This window comes from Pseudomonas sp. Tof1, from assembly GCF_055390395.1.
Genome location: NZ_AP024344.1, coordinates 2,308,444 through 2,331,628 on the forward strand (window position 1 = coordinate 2,308,444; position 23,185 = coordinate 2,331,628).

Genomic DNA, 23,185 nt, shown 5'->3' on the forward strand with positions numbered 1-23,185 from the left:
GGCCCGGATGGAAAGCATCGACCTGCTGGTCCTGCGCACGGCGCGGGACTGGCTTGCCGCCGGCGAGCGCGTGTTGCTCGCCACCGTGGCGCGCACCTGGGGTTCGTCGCCACGGCCGGTGGGCTCGATGATGGCGCTGCGCAACGATGGGCGGGTGGTGGGCAGCGTGTCCGGTGGCTGTATCGAGGACGACCTGATCCACCGCTACACCACGGCCCATGGCGGCAGTGGTATGGGCGAGGGGCCGGTCGAGGTGGTGCGCTATGGCGTCACGGCCGATGAGGCCCATCGCTTCGGCCTGCCCTGTGGCGGTACGCTGGAGCTGGTCCTGGAATTGCGGCCGAGCCGGCAGGCGCTGGACGAACTGCTGGTGCAGCTCGACGCCGGTCGCCTGGTGCGCCGCTGCCTGACAGTGGCTTCTAACGCGGTGACCCTTGCCGCCACCGCGACGCCGGAGCAGTTCAGCTTCGATGGTCAACGGATGCTCAATACCCTTGGCCCCGGTTATCGGCTGCTGATGATCGGGGCCGGTGCGCTGGCCGAGTACCTGGCGACCATGGCGCTGTTCAACGGCTTCAAGGTCGCGGTCTGCGACCCGCGCCCGGAATACATCGAGACCTGGGCCGTGCCGGGTGTGGAACACCTCGTCGGCATGCCGGACGATGTCGTTCGCGATTTTGCCGTGGACCTGCGCACCGGCATCGTCGCCCTCAGCCATGACCCCAAGCTCGATGACCTGGCCTTGCTCGAAGCCTTGCACAGCCCGGCGTTCTACATCGGCGCCATCGGTTCGCGGCGCAACAGCCAGTTGCGCCGCGAGCGCCTGATCGAGCATTTCGGCGAGACCGAGGCCAGCCTCCAACGCCTGAATGGGCCCATCGGCCTGTACATCGGCAGCAAGACGCCGGCGGAGATCGCGGTGAGCGTGATGGCGGAGATTCTAGCGGCCAAGAATGGCATCGAGCTGCCCGACACCGTCACCGTCGCCCGGGCCAAGCAGGTGCACGAGCGCCTGTCCTCGGCGTAGCGCCGCAGCGCGCATCAGCGCAGGCGCAACCGCTCCAGCACCACAACTGACCCAGGTGTTGGCCGAGCGCGTCGGCGTCGATGCCGGTGCGAGAGCAAGGGACGCGCTGGCGCAGGTGAGTCGGCGCTGAACAGGCCGTGGCGCTGGCGGGGAGGATGGTTTTGCCGCCCAAGGCCGCCGGTTCAGGCAGCCTTGGGCAAGCCTTCACGACTACAGCCAGGCCTTGATCTGGGCACTTACCGCGTCAGTGGAGATACCATAGCGATCGTGCAAGGTCGGCAAGGCCCGGCATCGAGGAAGGCATCCGGCAGGGCGATCTGCCGGAAGGTCGGGGTGACGCCATTGCGCAGTAGCAGGCCGGCCACGGCTTCACCCAGCCCACCGATGATCGAATGGTTCTCCGCCGTCACCACCAGCCGCCCCGGCTTGCGCGCTTCGGCGAGAATGGTCTGTTCGTCGAGGGGCTTGATGGTCGGCACGTGCAGTACGGCCACGTCGACACCGTCGGCCTGCAGTTTCTGCGCCGCTTCCAGCGAGCGCATGGTCATCAGCCCGGTGGAAATGATCAGCACATCGTTGCCGGTGCGCAGGGTCTTGGCCTTGCCGATCTCGAACCGGTAGCCGTACTCGTCCAGCACCAGCGGTACGTTGCCGCGCAACAGACGCATGTACACCGGGCCCTGGTGGGCGGCGATGGCCGGTACCGCCTGTTCGATTTCCAGGGCGTCGCAGGGGTCGATGATCATCAGGTTCGGCATGGCCCGGAAAATCGCCAGATCGTCTGTAGCCTGGTGGCTTGGCCCGTAGCCGGTGGTCAGCCCCGGCAGGCCGCAGACGATCTTGACGTTGAGGTTTTCCTCGGCGATCGCCATGCAGATGAAGTCATAGGCCCGGCGCGAGGCGAACACCGCATAGGTGGTCGCGAAGGGTATGCAGCCTTCGCGGGCCATGCCGGCGGCGGCACTCATCAGCAGCTGCTCGGCCATGCCCATCTGGTAGAAACGCTCCGGGTGGGCCTTGGCGAAAATGTGCAGGTCGGTGTACTTGGACAGGTCCGCCGACAGGCCGACGATCTCCGGGCGCTGCTCGGCCAGTGCCGCCAGCGCGTGACCGAACGGCGCCGAGCGGGTGGCCTGGCCTTCGGCGGCGATGGACGCGATCATCGCCGAGGTGGTCAGGCGCTTCTTGCCGGTTTGAGGGGTGTTTGCGGTGCTCATGCGGTTCTCCCGACCTGAAGGTTTTGCAGTGCCAGATCCCATTCGTTTTCGTCGACGCGGATGAAGTGGGTTTTTTCCCGGGATTCGAGGAAGTCCACGCCCTTGCCCATGCGCGTATCGCAGATGATCACCCGCGGCTGTGGCCCGGTGTGCTGGCGGGCGGCATCGAAGGCGGCGACCAGCGCCGGGATATCGTTGCCGTCGACCCGCTGGGTGAACCAGCCGAAGGCCTGCCAGCGATCGACGATGGGTTCGAAGGCCAGCACTTCGCTGGAGTGCCCATCGGCCTGCTGGTTGTTGACGTCGATGATCGCGATCAGGTTGTCCAGCTTCCAGTGCGAGGCCGACATGGCCGCTTCCCAGGTCGAACCTTCGTTCAGTTCGCCGTCGGACAGCAGGTTGTAGACGAACGCGTCGGACCCTTTGCGCTTGAGGCCCAGGCAGGCACCGACCGCGATGCCCAGGCCGTGACCGAGGGAACCGCCGGTGATTTCCATACCCGGCGTGTAGGCCGCCATGCCCGACATCGGCAGGCGGCTGTCGTCCGAACCGTAGGTTTCCAGCTCGTCCAGGGGAATCACCTCGGCCTCGATCAGCGCCGCGTAGAGGGCGATGGCGTAATGGCCGATCGACAGGTAGAAACGGTCGCGCTGCTCCCACTCGGGGTCGTGCGGCTGATAGCGCAGGGCATGGAAGTAGGACACGGCCAGCAGGTCGGCAGCGCCCAGGGCCTGGCCGACATAACCCTGGCCCTGGACCTGGCCCATGCGCAGGGCATGGCGACGGATGTTGTAGGCGCGTTCGGCAAGCGAGAGCGCCGCGGTGGAGGATGAATGCACACTCATGGTGATGACTCCGGGAACTTAACGGTTGACCTGGGCGGCCGGGATGCGCAGGACCAGCGTGGCGCCGAACAGCAGCACGCCAGTGATCAGGTACATGCCAAGGGCGCTGGACCCGGTCGAGGTGGTGATCCAGCCGATCAGATAGGGTGAGCAGAAGCCCGCGAGGTTGGCGAAGCTGTTGATGCCGGCAATACCGGCGGCGGCCGAGACCCCGCCCAGCAGCGTGGTGGGCAGCATCCAGAACAGCGAGGACGCCGACAGCACGCCCGCGGCGGCCAGGCACAGGCTGAGCATCGAGAGCGGCAGGTTGCCGCCCAGCAGGGCCGCGAGGGTCAGCCCGAGGGCGCCGGCAATCATCGGCAGCACCAGGTGCCAGCGACGTTCCTGGTGACGGTCGCCGCTACGCCCCATCAGCAGCATCGCGACAATGGCGCAGAGGTACGGCAGGCTGGTCAGCAGGCCGATGTGCAGGGGATCGGAAACCCCGGCGTTGCGCACCAGCGTCGGCAGCCAGAAGGTAATCGCGTACTGGCCCATGACCACGCAGAAGTAGATGCCCGCGAGCAGCCACAGGCGGCGGTCGCGAACGAACTCCCGGGCCGAGGCGTGGGTGACCTTGCGGCTGTTGTCCTCGGCCAGTTCGCGGTTGACCAGGGCCTTTTCCTCGTCGGTGAGCCAGGTCGCCTGGTGCACGCCGTCCTTGAGGTAGCTCAGCACCAGCAGGCCGACGATCACGGTCGGCAGCGCCTCGATGACGAACATCCATTGCCATCCGGCCCAGCCGTGTACGCCGGCGAAGTGGTTCATGATCCAGCCCGACAGCGGGCCACCGATCATGCCCGACAGGGGGATGGCGACGAACCACAGCACGGTCATCCTGGCCCGGCGGTAGGAGGGGAACCAATAGGTCAGGTACAGCAGCAGACCGGGGGCCAGGCCGGCTTCGGCGACACCCAGGAGAAAGCGCAGGGCGTAGAACTGCCAGGCGGTTTCGACGAAGGCGAACAGGGCGGAAATGAGGCCCCAGGAGATCATGATCCGGGCGATCCAGCGGCGGGCGCCGACACGGTGCAGGATCAGGTTGCTGGGCACTTCGCAGAGAAAATAACCGAGGAAGAAGATGCCGGCACCGAGGCCGTAGACCGTTTCGCTCAGGGCCAGGTCGTTCATCATCTGCAGCTTGGCGAAACCGACGTTGACGCGGTCGAGGTAGGCGCACAGGTAGCACAGCATGAGAAACGGCATGAGCCGCCAGGCGGTCTTGCGATAGGCAGTGGAGCGGACGGACACGGCCGCCTCCAGGGAGAGGGTACTCATGAGGGTCTGATCTCTTGTTGTTATGGGCCGCGCGGGGCTGCCCTGGATTCAGAACAACGCCAGCCGCCGGGCCGGCGTGAGGCTCATCAGTGAATCAACATGCCGCCGTTCACATCCAGCGTAATACCGGTCAGGTAGGACGACAGGTCGCTGACCAGGAAGAGGGCGGCATTGGCCACGTCCCCGGCTTCGCCGAGGCGGCCCAGCGGAATGCCTTCGATGATCGCGTGGCGGCGCTCGTCCTGCATCAGGCCGCCGGTGATGTCGGTGTGAATCAGCCCGGGGGCGATCGAATTGACGCGCACGTTGTGCGGCCCCAGTTCGCGGGCCATGGCCTTGGCCAGGCCGAGCACGCCGGCTTTCGCGGCACTGTAGTGCGGGCCGCCGAAGATGCCGCCGCCGCGTTGCGCCGACACCGACGACATGCAGACGATGCTGCCGAACCCCTGTTCGCGCATCAGCGGAATGACCGCCTGGGACATCAGCAGGGTGCCGCGCAGGCTGACGTCGAGCACCTTGTCGTAGTCGCTGTGCTTGATGTCCATGATTTTCAGCGGCTGGGTGATGCCGGCGTTGTTGACCAGGCCATCGATGCGGCCGTAGTGCTCGATGATCCGGCCCACGGCCTTGTTCACCTGGGCTTCGTCGGCCACGTTGGCGGCCAGGCCGAGATGGCCTTCGCCCAGTTGCGCGGCGGCATCGCGGGCGGCGGCTTCGTCCAGGTCGAGGATGACGACACGGGCGCCGTGGGCGGCGAAGGTGTTGGCAGTGGCCCGGCCGATACCGCGGGCAGAGGCGGCACCGGTGATGAGGATGACTTTGTCTTGCAGCAGCATGAGGAGAACCCCTGATTGTTTTTATGGAGTCGATCCGCGAGATCGATGGGCGCAGCTTGGTCCTCGGCCGAAGCGTGAGCAATAACGCAAAAATCATTGAGTGCTGAAGAAAATTCAGCACTCGTCAGCCGATCGGCTTGGTGGTTGAATGGAAAGCCACAAAACATGCGGACCCCTTGCCATGCGCTCTCTCGACGATACGGCGCCGCCCCTTCCACCGCTGAGGGCTATTCAGGCCTTCGAGCAGGCTGCGCGCTTCGGCAACGTCGCCCGCGCGGCCGAGGTGCTGGACCTCACGCCCTCTGCGGTCAGCCATCAACTGGCCAAACTGGAAGCCATGATCGGCCGCCAGCTGTTCGTACGGGGCGCTCGCGGCGTGACCCTGACGCCGGTGGGCGAACAGTACCTGAAGGAGGTGTCCGGCCTGCTGCACAGCCTGGCGGTGGCGACCGAACGGGCCAGCAGCGATGTCAGCCTGGACTGCCTGCGCCTGCATTCCGCGCCGAGCTTCGGCCTGCTCTGGTTGATGCCGCGTCTGGAGGCGTTCCGGGATGAACACCCGGACATCCAGATCAACCTGTCGTGCTCCTACGAGTCCCTGCATTTCAGCCGCGACAAGATCGACGTGGACATCCGCCATGGCGAGCCCAACTGGCCCAGCTACGAAGTGCGCACCGTGCGCAACGAAACCTTCGAGGTGCTGGCGGCGCCGAAACTGCTGGCGCGACACCCGGTGAGCAGCGCCATGGACCTGCTGGACCGCGAGCTGATTCTCTCCGAGGCCACCTTGCTCAGATGGCCGGCCTGGTTTGCCCAGCACGGCCTGGCCCGTCCGGAGAAACCCTACACGTTGAGTTTCGACCGTTCCTACATGACCCTGGAAGCGGCCAGCCATGGTCTGGGTTTTGCGTTGGAGAGCGCTTTGCTGGCGCGCAAGTACCTCGACTCCGGCGAACTGGTGAAGGTGTCACCCGAATCGCTGAGCGCCCCGGTGGCGGCTCATCATCTGGTGTTCCCCAAAGCCCATTCGAACTTCTCCCGGGTGCGGCGTTTCCTGCAGTGGATGGAGAAGGAGCTGGGACACGGCTTCGATTTCTGACGCGGGGCCGCGGTCGCCGCAACCCTGTTCAGGCCTTCTCGCGTCGCAGCGACAGGGGTGAAACGCCCAGCGTGCGCACGAACACCTCGCGCAGGTGTCGGCGGTCACGGAAACCATTCTCCCGGGCAATGACCTCCAGTGAATGCCGGCCCCGCTCGATCATGTGGCGGGCCGACTCCACCCGCAGTTGTTCCACCGCCTTGGCCGGGGACAGCCCGGTTTCGGCCAGGAACACCCGGCTGAACTGGCGCGGGCTCAGGTGCACGGTAGCGGCCAGGGTTTCGAGGGTCAGGTCGCCGGCCAGGTTGGCGCGGGCGTGCTCCAGGGCCGCCTGCACGCGGTCGGACTTGGGCGCCAGCGCCAGCATGCGCGAATGCTGCGACTGGCCGCCGCTGCGCCGGTGATACATCACCAGCACCCGCGCCACCTGGGTGGCCAGCTCCGGGCCCAGGTCGTTTTCGACGATGCCCAGCGCCAGGTCCATGGCCGCGGTGAGGCCGGCCGAGGTCCAGACACCCTTGTCCTCGATGAAGATCCGGTCGACTTCCACACGCGCCGCCGGGTAGCGCTGGCGCAGCGCATCGGCATACGCCCAGTGGGTGGTGACCCGCCGACCATCGAGCAGCCCGGCTTCGGCCAGCACGAACGAACCCGTGCAGAGCCCGACGGTGCGTCGGCAGTGTTCGGCGGACTCGCGCACGAATTGCAACTGGGCCTGGCTGACCTCATGCGCCAGCGGGTCGACCACCCCGGAGACCATCCACGTATCGGCGGCCTGGCCGTCAGCGCGTTCGGTGTCGACGACGGCACCGATCGAGGAGCGGACCTGGCCGCCCTCCATCGAGTAATTGGTCAGTTGGTAGATGGGCTCCTGGGCCACCACGTTGGCGAACTCGAACACCGTCTGGGTGCCCAGCGCCATCACCTGAAAACCCTCGCTCAGCAGGTAGCCTATTCGATGCATGTCCGTAATCGCCTGATGTCTAGAATCATGACCCTATATGTCATTTGTTTTCGGGTCAACGGACGGCACGATGATGGCCAGGAATCAGCCAACAGCCGCCTGCGGCTCATGAGCCGCGAGCCCAACGCAGGAGTACGTCAATGAAAGCCTTTGTCTACGATCAGGCCGGGTTGCCCCTGGCCGATCCCCGGGCGCTGTACGAAATCGAACTGGAAAAGCCCGTGCCCGGGCCGCGGGACCTGCTGGTGAAAATCCAGGCGATTGCCGTCAACCCGGTGGACAGCAAGTTGCGTCTGGGCGTGCAGCCCGCTGCGCCGTGCATCCTCGGCTGGGACGCCGTCGGCGTGGTGGAGGGGGTGGGTGCCGAGGTCAGCGGTTTCGTGGTCGGTGACCCGGTCTGGTATGCGGGCGACATCACCCGGCCGGGCTGCTATGCCGACTACGGGCTGGTCGACGAGCGCATCGCTGCCCGGCGTCCGTTATCGATCAGCGCGACCGAGGCCGCGGCACTGCCGTTGACCGCGATCACCGCCTGGGAACTGCTCTTCGATCGCCTGCGGGTGGCGGAAGGGGGCGGGCTGGGCCAGTCGCTGCTGGTGATCGGCGCAGGCGGTGGCGTCGGCTCGATTCTCGTGCAGTTGGCGCGCCGGCTGACCCGGCTCACCGTCATCGGCACGGCCTCGCGCCCGCAGACCCGCGACTGGGTGAGCGAGCTGGGGGCCCATCATGTGATCGATCATGGTCAGCCCTTGCAGGCCCAACTGAAGGAGTTGGGCGTGGCCCAGGTCGACTACGTGATCAGCCTGACCCATACCGAGTACTACTACCCGCAGTTGGTCGAAGTGCTGAAGCCCCAGGGCAAGCTGGCGCTGATCGATGACCCGGCGTCGCTGGATGCCATGCCGCTCAAGCGCAAGTCGATCTCGCTGCACTGGGAGTTCATGTTCACCCGCTCGATGTACCGCACCGAGGACCAGGCCCTGCAACAGGCGCTGCTGACACGGGTGGCCCTGCTGGTGGATGACGGCATCCTGCGCACCACGGTGGGCGAGCACTTCGGCCCGTTGAACGCCGACAACCTGCGTCGGGCTCACGCCCTCATCGAGAGTGGCCGGGCCCAGGGCAAGCTCGTACTGGAAGTGAACCCGGACTGAGCGGCGCGCCTGGAGGCGCCGCGAGACCCCGACGGGCCGCACCGTGGCGGCTCGTCGGTGGTTGTCGGCAGCGCCCGGAGGAGGGCGCCGTCCGGGCTCAGTGCCCGCCCTTCATCCGCCGGGCCACCCCGTAGAGGCCCAGGCCGATCAGCGCCGTGGCGGCGCCGATGTAGCCGGTGCTGGTCCAGCCCAGGCCGGCGGTGATCGCCATCCCGCCCAGCCATGGGCCCAGGGCGTTGGCCAGGTTGAACGCGGCATGGTTCGAGGCGGCGGCCAGGCTCGGCGCTTCGTGGGCGATGTCCATCAGGCGGATCTGCAGCGGCGCGGCCAGGGCGACCATGGTGCCGACCAGGCCGATGCCCAGCAGAAGCGACCACAGCGAGCTGGCGGCGAAGGGGAAGAACAGCAGCACCCCGATCGACCACACCAGCACCAGCCCGACGGCGCGGAACTGCAGGCGGTCGAACAGCTTGCCGCCGGCGATATTGCCGATGATGCCGCCTACCCCGAAGGCCGCCAGGCCGAACGGAATCCACTGCGGCGAGACTTGGGTCACCTCCAGCATGGTCGGCGCCAGGTAACTGAACACGCAGAACATCCCGGCAAAACCGATGGACGCGATACCCAGGGCCATCCACACCTGTGGCAGGCGAAAGGCCTGGAGTTCCTTGCGCGGATCGCTACGGGGCTCGTCGTGCGGCTGCGGCACGAAGCGCCAGACCAGCGCGATGGTGCACAGCGCAATCGCCCCCACCAGCACGAACGCCGAGCGCCAGCCGAAGAACTGTCCGAGGAAGGTGGCAATCGGGTTGCCCAGCAGCATCGCCAGGGTGAGGCCCATCATCACCCGGGCCACGGCCCCGGCGCGCTGATTGCTCGCCACCATGCTCGACGCGATGACCGCGGCGATACCGAAGTAGGCGCCATGGGGCAGGCCACTGATGAACCGGAAGGCCACCAGGCTGCTGAACGACGGCGCGAACGCGGTCGCCAGGTTACCCAGCGCATACAGCGCCATCAGCAGGAGCAGCATGTGCTTGCGCAGCAGCTTGGCGCCTAGGATCGCCAGGGTCGGCGCGCCGACCATCACGCCCAGGGCATAGGCGCTGATCGCGTGGCCGACCTGGGGCTCGGTCAATTGCAGGTTGTGGGCGATGTCCGGCATCAGCCCCATGATGGCGAATTCGCCGGTACCAATGGCAAAGCTTCCCAGCGCCATGGCCGCCTCCATCTTGGCGACGGTGCTTTTCGAGTAGGTGGCGGGTGGCGCCTCATGAACAGACATCGGGATCCTTGTTGAAATACGCTGAAACGTTAAAGGTCCGATCTTAGACAATGGTGGGTGGGGGCGTCGAGGATTGATGTGGGTCAATGGAAGGTGGTTTGCGGAAGGCATTCGGGGCAGGGGGCAATTCGGCTTGTTGCAGACCCCACGCCCTCCGATCGTTGCCACGCTCCGCGTGGGAATGCCCCTCAGGACGCTCGGCGTCTGCTTTTGTGACGCAGATCGGCAATGGCCGCGTACCCCGCACTGGCCGGAACGCTCAGCGATGTGAAGATCTTGCGACCATTTAGTTGTCGGTGGGCATTGAGCCTTCATGAACGGCTAGGTAGGGCAGGCTGGTTAAGAAAAAATTGAGGAAACCAGTGATTCTGAAGATTTTCTTGGTGTGCTTAAGAAAAACTGGGCGATTTCCTCAGAAATCAGGATTTATCGAGCGAACTACCAAGAACCGTGCAGAAACGGTAGCTCTCTCCTTGACGATACTTACTTGCAGGTTTCCCTGGTTTATCAATTGCGTCCCTACGATGGTTGAAATCTCTCGACTCAAATACGTCGGGCCAGTTGCATTGCAGCGACTGATGGTGCGCGTTACCTTTTCCCGTCGCTGCCAATTCAGCGACCGGGCTTGGAAACTCGATTGTGTACAGGAGAAATCAGACCTCATTTGATAGGGACGTTTATCCATGCACGCTTTCAGTACACGCAACAATCCCGCTTTTCTCTCGATCTCCAATACCTCTCAGCCCTACAGCTTTCTCATGACTGGCATGGGAGGTGTGCAATGAGCGAACACTTGAAAACCCTCGGTGTCACCACTTTTTCCCAGTGCGGCTCACAGGGCCGTGAGTTATTTCGGGTGAACCCGGATGTGCCTATGCTGGAAGCCATGGAACATGCCTCTGTCCTGCTCCATTGCGCCAAAGCGCTCGCTCTTGATGCCGCTCTGGAAAACGATGGGGATCGCTATGCCTGGGCTGCGCATTACTTGAGTGAGATGGGTAAGGCGATCATTGATGATTTGACTCAGGGGATGTTGGAGAGGGTGGTAGTGTAGGGAAAGTGAGATAAATCTAATTTTCCAAAACTGTCGAGCCCTGAAATAGGTATAAACTATTTCAGGGCTAGACAGTTTTTTCATATTTTTAGTTGAAAATTGATTGATTTTTCTGCAATTTTCAGTAGCTCATCACATAACCCTGGAAGATCCGCATAAATCAAGTCATTGATGTCGGAGTGGGCCGAATCCTTGTCGTTGTCTTTCAGAAAACGAACGACACATTTCAGGTGGCGCTGGAGATGCTTACTTCTCCCCCAATCAGGTCCGGCCTCATCAGCAAGTGGTTTAATGAGTTCAGAAAGATCGCTGGCTTTCCTGAGCAGTGTGTCGATATCACCATCTGCCCACTTGTGGTGGATCTCCAGAGCCCTTCGGTATGCGCGGTGATGCGCCTTCAGTAGTCCAATTCCGTTCATGACTCAAATCCTCTTCGGCTCCGTGCCGTGCCAACAATAAATAGCTTGCCTCAGCGAATCATGCCAGCAAGACAGAGAGGGAAATAAATCTGTCCCGGTTTCTCGGTCCCGGTTTCTCGAACTCTAAAATACTACACCGCTCCACGATAAACCACATTTAGCGCGCGTTGGCTATAGGTGATGAGTTCTGATGTCGTTATCGGAATAGTCTCGCAAACGCCGGGATTAGTATCGTGGTGGAACTGGCCCGCATAACTATTGAGATCCCTCAATTCTTCTACAAGGGGGGCGGCATAAGCTAACGGATTTGAAGGTGAAACCGTTCCAATGTGAGAGAGAATTTGTCCGAACATTAGGTCCTTAGGTACCAAGCCAGGAAACCTTCGGTGCAGATATCCTTCTAAGAAAGGGCGGATTGCTTTGGCCACCGGTCTGCTGTCATGCGCAGTACCAGAGCAAAACTCCATTAGAAGCCTGTGATGCCTATAGAAGGTTGACTCGCACTCCTGCTCTACGTTGAATTTTACCAACTGGCTATATCCGTCCGCTGCATGCTGTAGCTGGAACACTTCCAACGCGGGAGAACCCTGCACGGCTAAGGCTTCCTTAAGGTCTCGCACAAAGAATGGATCATGGGCCATAATGATAAGCTGTTCGGCGCGGGTGCTTATGATTCGGAGTATCTCTTTAGTCTGAGACTTGCGGTTCGCGTCTAGGCTGCACATGGGATCATCAATGACTATAATCTTTTTCTCCAATTCCGGATCCGACGTCACCGTGGCGATGTAAAAGGCAAACGCCAATGTACGCTTGTCCCCTTCGCTCAACGCCGTCGCAAATTTAGGCGTACCATCCAGTGTGATAGATCGTCCACGAAGTGAAATGCCATATTCACTTCGCAACCCACCTCGGAAATTGGCATCCATTTTTTCGATGCTGAAGGAAGCGCCAAATCTGCTCAAAATCTTGTTGATTGTAGTATTAAAGGTTACCAAGGTTGACGCCATTTGTTCGTTTAAAGTCGCGCGCGCCAACTTCTTGTTGGTTTCGGCTTCCTGGGATTTTTTCTTCGCACCAGCAAGAGCTGTTAGCAATTCGGCGACATTCTGCTTGTTCCTTGAAATTCTTAACTCTAAATTTGTTATTTCTTGATTAATAAGATCCGGATTTTCAGAGATTAAGCTCTCGCGAAACTCAATAATTGAAGTTTGTGCCAGCAAGATTTTAGAGTTTGCCTTTCTGATGTGTTCAAGTACTGTATTCCACTGCTTGTGGGCGCCTAATTTTTCATCGATGCTTCCAATTGACTCCAGTGGTCTATTTAATTTTAAACTAACCAGGTTGGTTAAGGTTTCTCGAAGGGATTGTATGTCTATTTTGGCTTGTTCGATAGAAAAAACAGGGTTGTCTATTTTTACCTCTGCTAACCATAGCGCGATGGCTGTACAGGCGTTTGCCACCCCAGTTGCTATTTTCTCGATCACAGTGTCTGCAGTTCTCGCTTGGACTCCTCGCTCAAGCATTGACACACTCGATTTGAGCTGTTGATACTCCTTGTTGAAGTGAGTCCGATAAGCCCTCACCAATTCGACCCCCGTGGTCGGCTGACTGCAATAGGGGCACGCCGACCCGTCATCGAACGTTTGGCCTTCACTTATCCATCGCTCGATTGAAGGGTTGTTCTGATGTGCAATATGAGCGGATACCTTGTGTTCCGCGTTTTCCTCCACATCCGCCAGTGAAAGATTGAGGATTTTAAACAGAGCATCAAGATCGAAAGATGGTTCTTGAATCTCCTCTGGGAGCGCTCGTTTAAGCACCGCATCTATACTCTGGGTAACAAGGAGGCGCTTTCTAAGGGCATTCAGTTGTGGATACGCCTCTTCCTCAGTCATCGGTGTTAGCTTCTGGAACATCGGAAGTGATAACCCCTGATGGAAGCCAGCGAGCTGAGCTGTCAAGCGGGAAACTTCTGCGTTAGCGTCAGATGACTCTTTGGTGGCTTTTTCTTCGCTGACTCTCGCTTGTACGGCGGATGCACCCAACGCGAATTGAAGAAGGTTCTTGCGTTGGCCAGGCGAAACAACACCTCCAGAGTGAACATTTTTTTCGATGAATTCGGCGTCGAAGACGAGCAGCTCAGGGCGTGCCTCTGACCACTTCCCCTTAGTTAAAGTGACTTTGTGGCCGCTCCCAAAGGCCAGGCATGCATCAGGAGGAATCGTGCCATCGACAGTTTTCCTATCTATGAGCGCACTGGAATCCCCCTCTGCGACTGAGCGAAGGATACTGGCCAACGTCGACTTTCCTCGCCCGTTGTCAGCGTAGATCAACTGCGTTTTGGAAAACCTGAGCGCTCTCCCATTAACGTCGTGTAGCAGGCCAATACCACGAATCCATTCAATTCTTTCAAGCACGATTGTTTCCTTTCAGTTAGGTCCAAAGTGAAAAGGGGCGGGTTTATTTTTCACGAGTCAGTAGATCGAAATTAAATCTGACTCCTTTTCAAATCTAAATCTGACTCCTTTTCAAATCTGGTTCCGTTTCTGCTTTTTCTGTTTCTGCCCTCCGCGTGAGGTCAATACTCTTTATAGGTTGGCTAGGTCTCTTCCCAAGGGAGCGTCAACTCGTGTGGCAAGGATTGCAGCAGTAATAACACCCATTAATCCTCGAATCGGCCCATTTTTGCTTTGCTGCACGTACAGCATCGGCACAGCCCGCATAGACCCCCAACGGAATTTGGTTTGTAACGTGAGGCATGAAGCTGCACCCAGTTGTCGTGTTATGGACCTCATGGTCCCCGTTTTGCTGCTGATTCTTATTAATAATGAATGACGGCACCTTCCTGCTCCTTGTGTGGGGACTGTAGAAAACCGCAGCGAGATGGCGTAATGATGGCTGCCTTGCGGTCCTCAGCAAGCGTAGTCTGCGAAACTGGAAAAGCCAGTGACAGCTACATCCAACGGAAGAGGTGGAAGGAAGCCTTTTCTCTAAGTCGAGCGGCTAGGTGTATGCGAAAAATGTGCGAAAAATGGGACGTATTTATTTTCTACCTTTTTCGCTTCTCGGCGACGGCAGCCTGCCACGCGTCTGGAGCGTGGCAGGGTGAGTCGCTGCGATGAAATCAGGACAACGCAATACCGAGCCGGCCGACCAGTTCGGACATTCGCGGATCGTCTCTTATGCCTTCGAGAAACGCCTGGTGGAGCTTTTCGTTCGTTGAGCGGGAGTTGAGGACCGGAAAGGGGACGGATTTATTTTGATACGTCCCGCTTTTCCATTGGTGGCTTTTGACCTTGACTCGAGACCGACTGATAGGTGTCCGAGTTTTCTGCGGCTTTCAGTCCCGGTTTTCGTTTTCGGCTCACGAGGCCGACCACGTAAGCGATGCCGCTGGTTCCTGGCCGATAGGGGCTATGGCACGAAGTCCTTACGGCACTATTACGACGGCTATCGAGATTCCACTACGTGACATGAAACGCAAACCCAAGCCGGGCTTATCGCGTCTGTGTGACGGGCCCAAATACCGACAGCGCAACGCTATCGAGCGATTATTCAGCAGATTAAAGGAGCACCACCGGCAGGGATGCTCACTACTGCAGGTTGGCCGAAATCTTTGTAACGATGGCCACACTCGCTTGCTGGCGACGGTGTTTACGACATTAATTTTCTTACAGTGCCTAGGTCGTTGATTTTTTTGTATATTTCTAAAAAATTCAGTCCGTCCACTGTGATGTCTATTCTTGATTCGGTTTTTTTTGCAAGATCCTTTTGTATGTCGATCACAAGACTTCTGCATGACTCAGAAAAATTTCTCAGAGTCTCAGTAGACGAAAAAATTTTATCGCCTCTACCTTTGTGTATGACCTCATGGAGACGGCTATAAATCGGATCGAATATCCTTTCGTTTCTATGCATGGTGAGCTTGGAGTACTGGTAAAGTTCATAAAGCGCGCTCAGTCCATTATCAGTTTCCGAATAAAAGCTCACTCCGGTTTGGTCGCGCTCCAATGCTGAATTGTAGAGATTCTCGAAAAGAACGGTCAGGTCGGTGAGGTGGCGACGCATCGTTATATATAGTTCTTCTTGTGCCGAAAACTCCAGTAAGGTTCTCACTATGTAGTCAGTGCGCTCCAAGTCGTTCGCTATGTTGAGTAAGTTTAAACCAGCCTTCTTTTTCCCCCTGTCATCGATATGTGTCTCGAATACACTGATGTCACCTTCCCGATCCATCCTCTCCCAGTTAATTCCCAGTCGCTCATGCAGCCGCCGCAGAGTCCAGCAGAATTCCTCTGCATGATAAACATCTACGCTATAGATAAGCTTATTTTGTGTGTTCCATACATCCTGAAGTTTCTCTACTAAAAATTCACAGAAGCTGGATCCTTTATAGGATATGTGGAATGCACCATTCTCTGGGAATAAGAGGCGATACAGTTCATTGCGCTCTCTGAATATAAAGTCCTTGTCGTATTTTGTTTCCAGCTCATCTAAGGTTTCCATGAATATCGCTCTATGCTTAATGTATTGCTCAAACTGCATGGCGGTAATCTGTTTTGCGACCACTTCGTCGGATTCCTTCTTTTGCCATATCAAAAACAAGAAGGTTGCGGTTGTTGAAATAGCAGCAAGGAGAGTGAATGAGCCTGATAGTACAGATCCGAAAGCTGACCAGTCTTGAGGGTCTCCAGAAATATTTCCAAGCTTCAAATAGTATTTGGTCAGCACTGCCAAGGGAATAAATATCCCTAGTGACATGAATATAATTAATAGGTAAAGTAAAATTTTTTTGCGTTTGCTGTTTAAAAAATCTTTCATTTCTTGATGGCTTCCTTCCAAAAAGCAGCGCTACGATTAAATTTTCTATTCTGGATGCTACTACATGCTCGTAAGAAAAATCAGCACCGCTACTTGATTACGAGATTTCCCTATCTTCTCACTGGCAGAGGCTGGAAGTCGGCGACTAATAAGCGTATGGAGAGCGAAAAGGGGACGTATTTGTCTGCCGAGCCAGACTCGGAAATGAATGCTCCTACTTTGTGGACGCAGCGCAGATCGGATCTGATTCAACACTCCTCAGCCCGCTCTGTCCTCTTGCTCAGAATGCAAAGCGCTTACACCTCGCCATAGCGCAACCGGCAAGGCGCGATGAAAGGATAGCGAGCGAAGATCAGTTCCCTGACATCTGGCGTCTGGGAGGGCCTGCCCAAACCAGTGAACGTTTCCAGGCATTCCAGCGCCTCGATCATCTCGGTGATGACTGCATCGGCCGACGCCACACCCATGCGCGTTTCGCAGCATTTATGACTGGCTTCAAAGTCACTGCCCGCTATGTCCGCCAACACAATATTTGGCGCGGTTCACCCATTTGGCTTTGATGACCTTCAGATCAGTGAGGTTGCCCGCATCCGCGTCAGCGATGCCCTCGGCAATGGCGTCCATGTGCCAGCATTCGGGCTCAAGGTAACGGTCCAGAGCACGCTTCAGGTGGTATTGGCGATCCCGGTCCGTTGCTTGAACCAAACGCTCAAGCTTCTCAACCAACCCATCCTCCACGCGGAATGACAGTACGGGCGGTGCCATGGTGATGTCCTCCTCTGAAAACGCATGCGTGAACGGAAAATGTAGGCCTTTGGAGGCTGCACTTTCAACCAAACCCGATGCGCCAAGCGATCGTCCAGCCAGGAGCATCAAGGCGCAGGTCCAGGCAATGGGCGAGCGGGGCACTCCAGGCGAAGGGCCGGGCTGGTAGACGATTGGCACTTCATTTAATCTTTATTTGAGAATATAGTGTTTTTAATAATCTCTTTTAGAGAATTAAAATGGACCTAACCTCCCTCGAAATCTTCCAGACCGTGGCCGCCGAACTGAGCGTGACCAAGGCCGCCCTCGTCCTGGGCCGTGCGCAATCGAACGTCACCACCCGTATCCAGGCACTGGAGCAGCAACTGGGCGTCGACCTGTTCGTTCGCGAAGGCCGGCGCTTGTCGTTGACCGACCAGGGCAAGCTGTTCCTGGACTACAGCCAGCGCCTGCTGGCGTTGGCGGAGGAGGCGGTGCAGGTGCTGCATCCCGCGCAGCCGCAAGGCACGTTGCGCATCGGCAGCATGGAGAGCACGGCGGCCGCTCGCTTGCCCGGGGTGCTGACAGCCTTCCAGCAACGCTGGCCGAATGTACGTCTGGCGGTGAGGACCGGTACCAGTCAGGCGCTGCTGGACTTGCTCGGTGATGGCCTGGTCGATTGCGCCCTGGTGGCGCTGACGGTTGAGGAGGGCACCCCCATCGAGGAGGATCTGGCCCATCGCGGTTTGGCCGGTGTGCCGGTCTTCGAGGAACAGTTGGTGGCCGTCATGCCGGTGGGGCACGGCAAGGCGCCGTTGACGCTGGCGGCCTTCGCCGCAGGCTGCACCTATCGTCGTGTCGGTCAGCAGTGGCTGGCCGAGCAGGGCGAGCTGGCCGTGTCCATGACCCATGAAGTGGCCTCCTATCACGCCATGTTCGCCTGCGTGGTGGCCGGGCAGAGCCTGTGCATCGCGCCGACCAGCCTGCTGGCCCTGCAGCCGCCGTCGCCGGCGGTCACCACCCGGCCGATCGCCAACGTGGCGACCTGGCTGGTGTACCGCAAGGGCAGCCGGACGGCCGCTATCGGCGCCTTCACGGATCTCGCCCTGGCCTCGTAGATAAAGGGGGCGCCATGCTCGCTTCGCCGCTCGACACGTCTGCTTCGCTGAATCGCCCTTTCACCTCCGCCCTGGCTGCCGCCGCGGTGATCGCGGTGGGCATGGGCTTCGGTCGTTTTGCCTTTACCGGCGTGTATCCGGTCATGGTCGGGGAGGGCGTGCTTTCGGTCAGTGATGGCACGCTCGCCGCCTCGGCCAATTACCTGGGCTACCTGATCGGCGCCTTGCTGGCGGCCCGGCTGCAGGCGCCGAGTGCCCGTCACTGGGGACTGGTGTCGGTGGTGGCGACGGTGATATCGCTAGGGTTGCTGGGTGGGGTTTCCAGTCCCTGGGCAATCATCCTGATCCGAGGCGCGGCGGGGGTGTTCAGTGCCTTGTCGATGATTGCCGCCTCGCTCTGGCTGTTGCAGCACCGGGCTCATCCGGAGGGCGCGCCGATTCTGTATGCGGGGGTGGGCGTCGGGATTGCCTTGTCCGCCGAGCTGCTGGCGGTCGGCGAGCGGTTTGCCCTCGATGCCTACCAGTTGTGGGGCGTGCTCGCGGTCGCGTCGCTGATCCTGGGCGGCGGCGGGGCGCTCCTGCTCGACGGGCGACCGCTGGCGTCGCGACCGACGCAGGCAGCGACGTTGCGACTCGATCACCTGCCCCTGGCCGCCTGGCGCCTGATCGGCCTCTATGGCCTGTCGGGGCTCGGCTACATCATCACCGCGACCTACCTGCCGTTGCTGGTCAAGGATGCATTGGGTTCGGTCAACCCGGTGCACCTGTGGGCGGTGTTCGGGCTCGGCGCGGCGCCGTCCTGTTACCTCTGGCATCGGGCTCACGGGCGTTTCGGGACGCGCGCGGCGTTGCGCGGCAACCTGTCGTTGCAGGGCATCGGTGTGCTGCTTCCGGCCATCACCCAGACGCCCGCGGCCTATATCGCCAGTGCCCTGGTGGTGGGGGCGACGTTCATGGGCACGGTGACCATCGCGATGCCGGCGGCCAAGCGGGTCTCGGCCGACTTCCGGATGAACATCATGGCGGTGATGACCGCCGCGCACGGCATCGGCCAGATCCTCGGACCGCTGATCGCTGGCGCCCTCTATGCGCGGACCCATTCCTTCAACCCCTCCCTGTGGACCGCGACCCTGGCGCTCTGGCTGGCGGCGGCCTTGACCGTCGGCCCGGTTACGCGCGAGTGAGGCGAGTCATGTAGGTTATTTTCATCCAGTCATTCAGGTGATGCCATGTCGAATACGCTGCTGTCCTTGCTGAATGTGCACCTTCCCCTCATCCAGGCGCCCATGGCCGGTGTCTCGACGCCGCAGTTGGCGGCGGCGGTGTCCAATGCCGGAGGGCTGGGCTCCCTGGGAATCGGCGCCTCCAGTGTCGAGCAGGCGCGTCAGGCGATCCGCGAGACGGCGGCGCTCACGGACAAGCCGTTCAACGTCAATGTGTTCTGTCACCAGCCCGCGTTGCCCGACCCGGCCAGGGACACGGGCTGGTTGCAGGTCATGGGCCCGCTGTTTCGTGAGTTTGGCGCCGAGCCACCCACGGCGCTGCGCGAGATCTATCGCTCGTTCCTGGACGATGCGCCGATGTTGCAGATGCTGCTGGAAGAGAAGCCGGCCGTGGTCAGCTTTCATTTCGGGCTGCCGCCCCAGGCCACTATCGCGGCATTGAAGGGCATCGGCGCGACGCTGCTCTGCTCGGTGACCAGCCTGGCCGAAGCGAGGCTGGCCGAGCAGGCGGGCGTCGATGCGCTGGTGGCGCAGGGTTATGAGGCCGGCGGTCATCGCGGCCTCTTCGACCCCGGCGAGGATACGAAGATGGGCACCCTGGCGCTGACGAGGCTGCTGGTGGCCCGCAGCACGCTGCCGGTGATCGCCGCTGGCGGGATCATGGACGGGGCCGGTATCCGTGCCGCATTGACCTTGGGCGCGTCGGCCGTCCAATTGGGCACGGCCTTCATTCTTTGCCCGGAGTCGTCGGCCAATGCGGCCTACCGTGCTGCCTTGAAGGGCAGCGCGGCCGAGCGTACCGAAGTCACCCACGTGATTTCCGGGCGGCCGGCCAGGGGACTGGTCAACCGCAATTTCACCCTGTTGGAAGGACGGGAGGTGGCGGTGGCCGCCTATCCCTATGCCTATGATGCGAACAAGCAACTGAACGCCGCCGCCACCGCGAAAGGCTGTCACGACTTCGCGGCGCAATGGGCGGGGCAGGCGGCACCGCTGGCCCGGGAGCTGCCCGCTGCCGCGCTGGTCCAGGTGCTCATGGCCGAACTGGCGGCGCTCCAGCCCTGAAGCACGGCTGGGGGCTTTTGCAACGGCGCCGCGAACACCGGCGGTGTGGTACGCGATGGCCTATCAGCGGCCGTGTCAGTCGTCGCCGAGCCGCTCCACGGCCAGGTCGGCGAGAGCACGCAGTCGGTCCATCTGGCGCATGTCCCGGTGGTAGCCCATCCAGATATCGCGGGTGGGCGGCTCTTCGTCGATATCCAGGCGCCTGAGCAACGGCGACTGGTCGCCGAGCGCCCGCGGCAGCACCGCCAGGCCCAGCCCCATGGCGCACATCCGTGCCTGCACGGTGCGGCTGCTGCTGGTGAAGACGGTTTTCGCCCTGGGATAGCGGCTCTGTAGCCAGAGCACGTCGGGGTAATGCGCCTGCGCGGTGTTCATCAGGATCAGGCCGGGCTGCTCGCCCTGCGCGGCAGTGGGAGCGGGCAGGTGGGCGCTGTAGAGCCCGTAGCGCAGGGTCGTCAGGCGCCGTTGCACGATGTCGGGTTCGGTGAATGGCACGATCCGAAAGGCCAGGTCGGCGTCCCGCCGGGCCAGGTCGAACAGGCGGTGGCCGGCGATCACTTCGGCGACGATCAGCGGGTAGCGCTGTTGCAGCTCGGCCAGGACCGGCGCCAGGACATAGCCGGCGAACCAGTCCGCGCAGGAGATCCGCAGCAGGCCTTCGGGCTGGTCGCTGTCGCCGGCGATGCGTCGCTCGATGGCCAGGGCGCTGCGCTCCATCTCTTCGGCCAGGTGCAGGATGCTCTCACCGGCGGCGGTCAGCACCAGCCCCTGGCCGGTACGGCGGAAGAACACCTGGCCGTTGGCCTGCTCCAGCACCTGCAGGCGCCGGCCGACGGTCGGGTGGCTGACGCCCAGTTGCCGGGCGGCCGCGCCCAGCGAGCCGCTGCGGGCAATCGCCAGAAAAACGCGCAAGTCGTTCCAGTCCACGGCGCACCTCGTACAAAAATGAACGGCGAAGATGCAGCAATGGCAGTCCCGTCGCAACCCCGCGCTTCGCACAATAGGCCCAGGCACCTAATCGAGAGCACTGCGATGAACATTGGCTTTATTGGCGTGGGCAGCATGGGGCGGGCGATCATCCCGCGGCTGGTTCGGGCGGGGCATCGGGTGGCGGCCTGGAACCGCAGCCCCCAGACCCTGGAGGGGCTGGAAGGGGTGGTGGAATTGGCTTCGCCAGCGGCGGCGTTCCAGGTGGACGTGGTGATCAGCCTGCTGGCAGATGACCGGGCGGTGGAGGACGTGCTGCTGGCCGCCGGGGTATTGGAGGCGGCCGATGGACGCTGCACGCATGTGCTGATGTCGACCCTGTCGCCTCGGCTCGTGGAGCGCTTGCAGGCCCGCCATGCCGAGTTGGGCCTGGCGCTGGTGGCCGCGCCGGTGTTCGGCGTGCCGGCCGTGGCGGCCAGGGGGGAGTTGAACATCCTGGCGGCAGGGGCCGAGGCGGCGATCGCACGGGTACAGCCGCTGTTCGATGTGCTCGGGAAGAAAACCTGGAGGCTCGGCGAACAGCCGGTGCAGGCCTGTATCGCGAAAATCGCCGGCAACCTGATGATCACCCAGGCCATCGAGTCCCTGGCCGAAGCCAGCGCGTTGGCCCGTTGCCATGGGCTGGAGGCCGCTGCCTTCATCGAACTCATGACCCAGACGCTGTTTGCCTGCCCCAGCTATCAACGCTACGGGCAGAACATCGTCCACGAGCAGTACGAGCCGGGTTTCAAGCTGGCCCTGGGCCTCAAGGATGTCAATCTGGCGTTGGCGGCCGCTGCCGACCAGGGCCTGTCGTTACCGGCGGCGAGCGTCGTGCGTTCGAGGATGTCGGCGGCCATGGCCGGGGGCTGGGCGATCGGGACTGGTCAGCCTTCGCCAGTGTGCCCCTGCAACCCGGCGCCGCCGATCCGCGCCGGGCCCCCTGGTACAGCGCCGCGCCCACCACTTCACGGCGTGGGCATTTCTGGGTCACCGGGCCGCGGGTGGCTCAGGCGGGCAGGCACTTCCAGAAGGGCCCGATGTTCGTTGCCTGGGAAGCACCCGAGCACATCACCCAGCCATACCCGGTGGTGCTGGTGCACGGCGGTACATTGCAGGGCACCGAATGGCTCGATACCCCTGATGGGCGCCCGGGTTGGGCCCAGCGTTTCGTCGAGGCCGGCCATGTGGTGTTCTGCGTCGACCGGCCGGGCCATGGGCGCTCGCCCTATCATTCGCAGATCATGGGGCCGATGGGCCCGGCGTTTTCCTACGAGCGGGCCCGGGAGGTGTACTTTCCCGAGGGCGGGCAGGAAACCCAGTGGCCGTTCGCGGCCGATGACGAAGCCGCCTTCGATGCCTTCATCGCCGCCTACGGCCCCATGCCGGCGGACCTGGCGGCGTCACAGACCCTCGACGCGGATCGCCTGGCGCAACTGCTGGACCGCATCGGCAAGGCCATTATCGTCACCCATTCCGCCTCGGGCCCTGATGGCTGGTTGCTGGCGGATCGACGGCCGGAACGGGTGGCGGCCATCGTCACGGTCGAGCCGATGGGCCCGGTGTTTGGCGAAACGCCAGGTATCGGCGCCCTGGACTGGGGGCTGACCGCGGCGCCGATCACCTTCGACCCGCCCCGGGCGACGGCTGACGAGGTGCGTGCAGCCGACCCGGCGACGTTGCGGGTCCCGGCATTCGAGGGGCTGCCGGTGGCGCTGCTGACTGGCGAAACGTCGGTGTTCGCCTCTTTCGCCAGCAGCATCGTGCCGTTCCTGCGTACCGCCGGCGCGCGGGTCGATCATCTGGATCTGCCCGCACTGGGCATCCATGGCAACGGCCACGGCCTGATCTACGAGCGCAATTGCGACGACATTTTCAAGGTAGTGTCGCGATGGCTCGATGAGGTTCTGGTGGGCGGGAGAATGGGGCAGGTGCGTTAGAATGCCGCACTCGGGACTGGCTCTTGCTTGTGTTGTACGATAACGTACCTCAAAGCCGAGCCAATAAATCCCCCAATAAGTGCTACCGGAGCGT

The 23,185-nt window shown here is 61.3% G+C and carries 19 protein-coding genes and 3 pseudogenes; 10 read left to right on the plus strand and 12 right to left on the minus strand.

Annotated features, from left to right (window positions below; translation table 11 throughout):
- Positions 1 to 7: 7 nt before the first annotated feature.
- Positions 8 to 1,027 carry an XdhC family protein gene (locus tag ACZ5KU_RS10665; RefSeq protein ID WP_464737116.1) on the plus strand — a complete coding sequence of 340 codons (1,020 nt, stop codon included), beginning with the start codon at positions 8 to 10 and terminating at the stop codon, positions 1,025 to 1,027.
- Between the two features lie 210 nt (positions 1,028 to 1,237).
- On the opposite strand, the pseudogene ACZ5KU_RS10670 reads toward ACZ5KU_RS10665, so the two are convergent.
- The 4 genes and pseudogenes from ACZ5KU_RS10670 to ACZ5KU_RS10685 all read right to left on the minus strand — a co-directional run bounded on the left by ACZ5KU_RS10670 (position 1,238) and on the right by ACZ5KU_RS10685 (position 5,242).
- Positions 1,238 to 2,244 (minus strand): annotated as a pseudogene (locus ACZ5KU_RS10670) (transketolase family protein).
- Entirely contained in the window at positions 2,241 to 3,089 is an 849-nt protein-coding gene (locus tag ACZ5KU_RS10675) for a transketolase (RefSeq protein WP_464737117.1), read from the minus strand. The pseudogene ACZ5KU_RS10670 and the gene ACZ5KU_RS10675 overlap by 4 nt, the downstream one beginning before the upstream one ends.
- A gap of 18 nt (positions 3,090 to 3,107) precedes the next feature.
- Entirely contained in the window at positions 3,108 to 4,406 is a 1,299-nt protein-coding gene (locus ACZ5KU_RS10680; RefSeq protein ID WP_054060733.1) for an MFS transporter, read from the minus strand.
- Between the two features lie 86 nt (positions 4,407 to 4,492).
- Positions 4,493 to 5,242: an SDR family NAD(P)-dependent oxidoreductase gene (locus ACZ5KU_RS10685; protein WP_464737118.1), complete on the minus strand. Its 750-nt coding sequence runs from the start codon at positions 5,240 to 5,242 to the stop codon at positions 4,493 to 4,495.
- A 181-nt stretch (positions 5,243 to 5,423) separates the two neighbouring features.
- Here ACZ5KU_RS10685 and ACZ5KU_RS10690 point away from each other — a divergent pair, with 181 nt between their 5' ends.
- The gene (locus tag ACZ5KU_RS10690) at positions 5,424 to 6,341 is read left to right on the plus strand and encodes a LysR substrate-binding domain-containing protein (protein WP_054060731.1); all 918 of its coding nucleotides are present in this window, start codon (positions 5,424 to 5,426) and stop codon (positions 6,339 to 6,341) included.
- A gap of 28 nt (positions 6,342 to 6,369) precedes the next feature.
- On the opposite strand, the gene ACZ5KU_RS10695 is transcribed toward ACZ5KU_RS10690, so the two are convergent.
- Positions 6,370 to 7,305, minus strand: coding sequence for a GlxA family transcriptional regulator (locus ACZ5KU_RS10695; RefSeq protein WP_054060730.1), 936 nt, complete (start codon positions 7,303 to 7,305; stop codon positions 6,370 to 6,372).
- 140 nt (positions 7,306 to 7,445) lie between these two features.
- On the opposite strand from ACZ5KU_RS10695, the gene ACZ5KU_RS10700 reads away from it, so the two are divergent.
- Entirely contained in the window at positions 7,446 to 8,459 is a 1,014-nt protein-coding gene (locus ACZ5KU_RS10700) for a zinc-binding alcohol dehydrogenase family protein (protein WP_464737119.1), read from the plus strand.
- A 97-nt stretch (positions 8,460 to 8,556) separates the two neighbouring features.
- On the opposite strand, the gene ACZ5KU_RS10705 is transcribed toward ACZ5KU_RS10700, so the two are convergent.
- Positions 8,557 to 9,744 carry an MFS transporter gene (locus tag ACZ5KU_RS10705; RefSeq protein ID WP_273820663.1) on the minus strand — a complete coding sequence of 396 codons (1,188 nt, stop codon included), beginning with the start codon at positions 9,742 to 9,744 and terminating at the stop codon, positions 8,557 to 8,559.
- Positions 9,745 to 10,525: 781 nt separating this feature from the next.
- On the opposite strand from ACZ5KU_RS10705, the gene ACZ5KU_RS10710 reads away from it, so the two are divergent.
- Positions 10,526 to 10,798, plus strand: coding sequence for a DUF3077 domain-containing protein (locus ACZ5KU_RS10710; RefSeq protein ID WP_464737120.1), 273 nt, complete (start codon positions 10,526 to 10,528; stop codon positions 10,796 to 10,798).
- An 80-nt stretch (positions 10,799 to 10,878) separates the two neighbouring features.
- Here ACZ5KU_RS10710 and ACZ5KU_RS10715 read toward each other — a convergent pair whose 3' ends face one another.
- Both ACZ5KU_RS10715 and ACZ5KU_RS10720 read right to left on the minus strand, forming a co-directional pair.
- Positions 10,879 to 11,217, minus strand: coding sequence for a hypothetical protein (locus ACZ5KU_RS10715; RefSeq protein ID WP_464737121.1), 339 nt, complete (start codon positions 11,215 to 11,217; stop codon positions 10,879 to 10,881).
- Positions 11,218 to 11,348: 131 nt separating this feature from the next.
- On the minus strand, positions 11,349 to 13,634 hold the full coding sequence (locus ACZ5KU_RS10720; protein ID WP_464737122.1) for an AAA family ATPase: 2,286 nt from the start codon (positions 13,632 to 13,634) through the stop codon (positions 11,349 to 11,351).
- Positions 13,635 to 14,581: 947 nt separating this feature from the next.
- Between ACZ5KU_RS10720 and ACZ5KU_RS10725 the strand changes: the two are divergent.
- A pseudogene (locus ACZ5KU_RS10725) lies at positions 14,582 to 14,883 on the plus strand (transposase family protein); the annotation flags it as partial.
- On the opposite strand, the gene ACZ5KU_RS10730 reads toward ACZ5KU_RS10725, so the two are convergent.
- The 3 genes from ACZ5KU_RS10730 to ACZ5KU_RS10740 form a co-directional block, all read right to left on the minus strand.
- Positions 14,872 to 16,035 carry a hypothetical protein gene (locus ACZ5KU_RS10730; protein ID WP_464737123.1) on the minus strand — a complete coding sequence of 388 codons (1,164 nt, stop codon included), beginning with the start codon at positions 16,033 to 16,035 and terminating at the stop codon, positions 14,872 to 14,874. The pseudogene ACZ5KU_RS10725 and the gene ACZ5KU_RS10730 overlap by 12 nt on opposite strands.
- A 296-nt stretch (positions 16,036 to 16,331) precedes the next feature.
- The gene (locus tag ACZ5KU_RS10735) at positions 16,332 to 16,502 is read right to left on the minus strand and encodes a hypothetical protein (protein ID WP_239688124.1); all 171 of its coding nucleotides are present in this window, start codon (positions 16,500 to 16,502) and stop codon (positions 16,332 to 16,334) included.
- A gap of 34 nt (positions 16,503 to 16,536) precedes the next feature.
- Positions 16,537 to 16,800, minus strand: coding sequence for a CopG family ribbon-helix-helix protein (locus ACZ5KU_RS10740; RefSeq protein ID WP_464737398.1), 264 nt, complete (start codon positions 16,798 to 16,800; stop codon positions 16,537 to 16,539).
- Between the two features lie 239 nt (positions 16,801 to 17,039).
- Between ACZ5KU_RS10740 and ACZ5KU_RS10745 the strand changes: the two genes are divergently transcribed.
- Genes ACZ5KU_RS10745 through ACZ5KU_RS10755 form a run of 3 tightly spaced genes read left to right on the plus strand, consistent with a single transcriptional unit; the run spans position 17,040 to position 20,185 of the window.
- Positions 17,040 to 17,897, plus strand: coding sequence for a LysR family transcriptional regulator (locus ACZ5KU_RS10745; RefSeq protein WP_464737124.1), 858 nt, complete (start codon positions 17,040 to 17,042; stop codon positions 17,895 to 17,897).
- 14 nt (positions 17,898 to 17,911) lie between these two features.
- Positions 17,912 to 19,081, plus strand: a complete 1,170-nt coding sequence (locus ACZ5KU_RS10750) for a YbfB/YjiJ family MFS transporter (protein WP_464737125.1) — start codon at positions 17,912 to 17,914, stop codon at positions 19,079 to 19,081.
- A 45-nt stretch (positions 19,082 to 19,126) separates the two neighbouring features.
- A complete protein-coding gene (locus ACZ5KU_RS10755) occupies positions 19,127 to 20,185 on the plus strand; it encodes an NAD(P)H-dependent flavin oxidoreductase (protein WP_419736517.1) in 1,059 nt (352 codons plus the stop codon).
- A gap of 75 nt (positions 20,186 to 20,260) precedes the next feature.
- Here the strand turns inward: ACZ5KU_RS10755 and ACZ5KU_RS10760 are convergent, their stop codons facing one another.
- Entirely contained in the window at positions 20,261 to 21,112 is an 852-nt protein-coding gene (locus ACZ5KU_RS10760; protein WP_054064196.1) for a LysR family transcriptional regulator, read from the minus strand.
- Positions 21,113 to 21,247: 135 nt separating this feature from the next.
- Here ACZ5KU_RS10760 and ACZ5KU_RS10765 point away from each other — a divergent pair.
- Together ACZ5KU_RS10765 and ACZ5KU_RS10770 are read left to right on the plus strand one after the other, a co-directional pair.
- Positions 21,248 to 21,961: pseudogene (locus ACZ5KU_RS10765) on the plus strand (NAD(P)-dependent oxidoreductase); the annotation flags it as partial.
- 92 nt (positions 21,962 to 22,053) lie between these two features.
- Positions 22,054 to 23,091 (plus strand): alpha/beta fold hydrolase, encoded by a 1,038-nt coding sequence (locus ACZ5KU_RS10770; RefSeq protein WP_464737126.1) that lies wholly within the window; start codon positions 22,054 to 22,056, stop codon positions 23,089 to 23,091.
- Positions 23,092 to 23,185 lie beyond the last annotated feature (94 nt).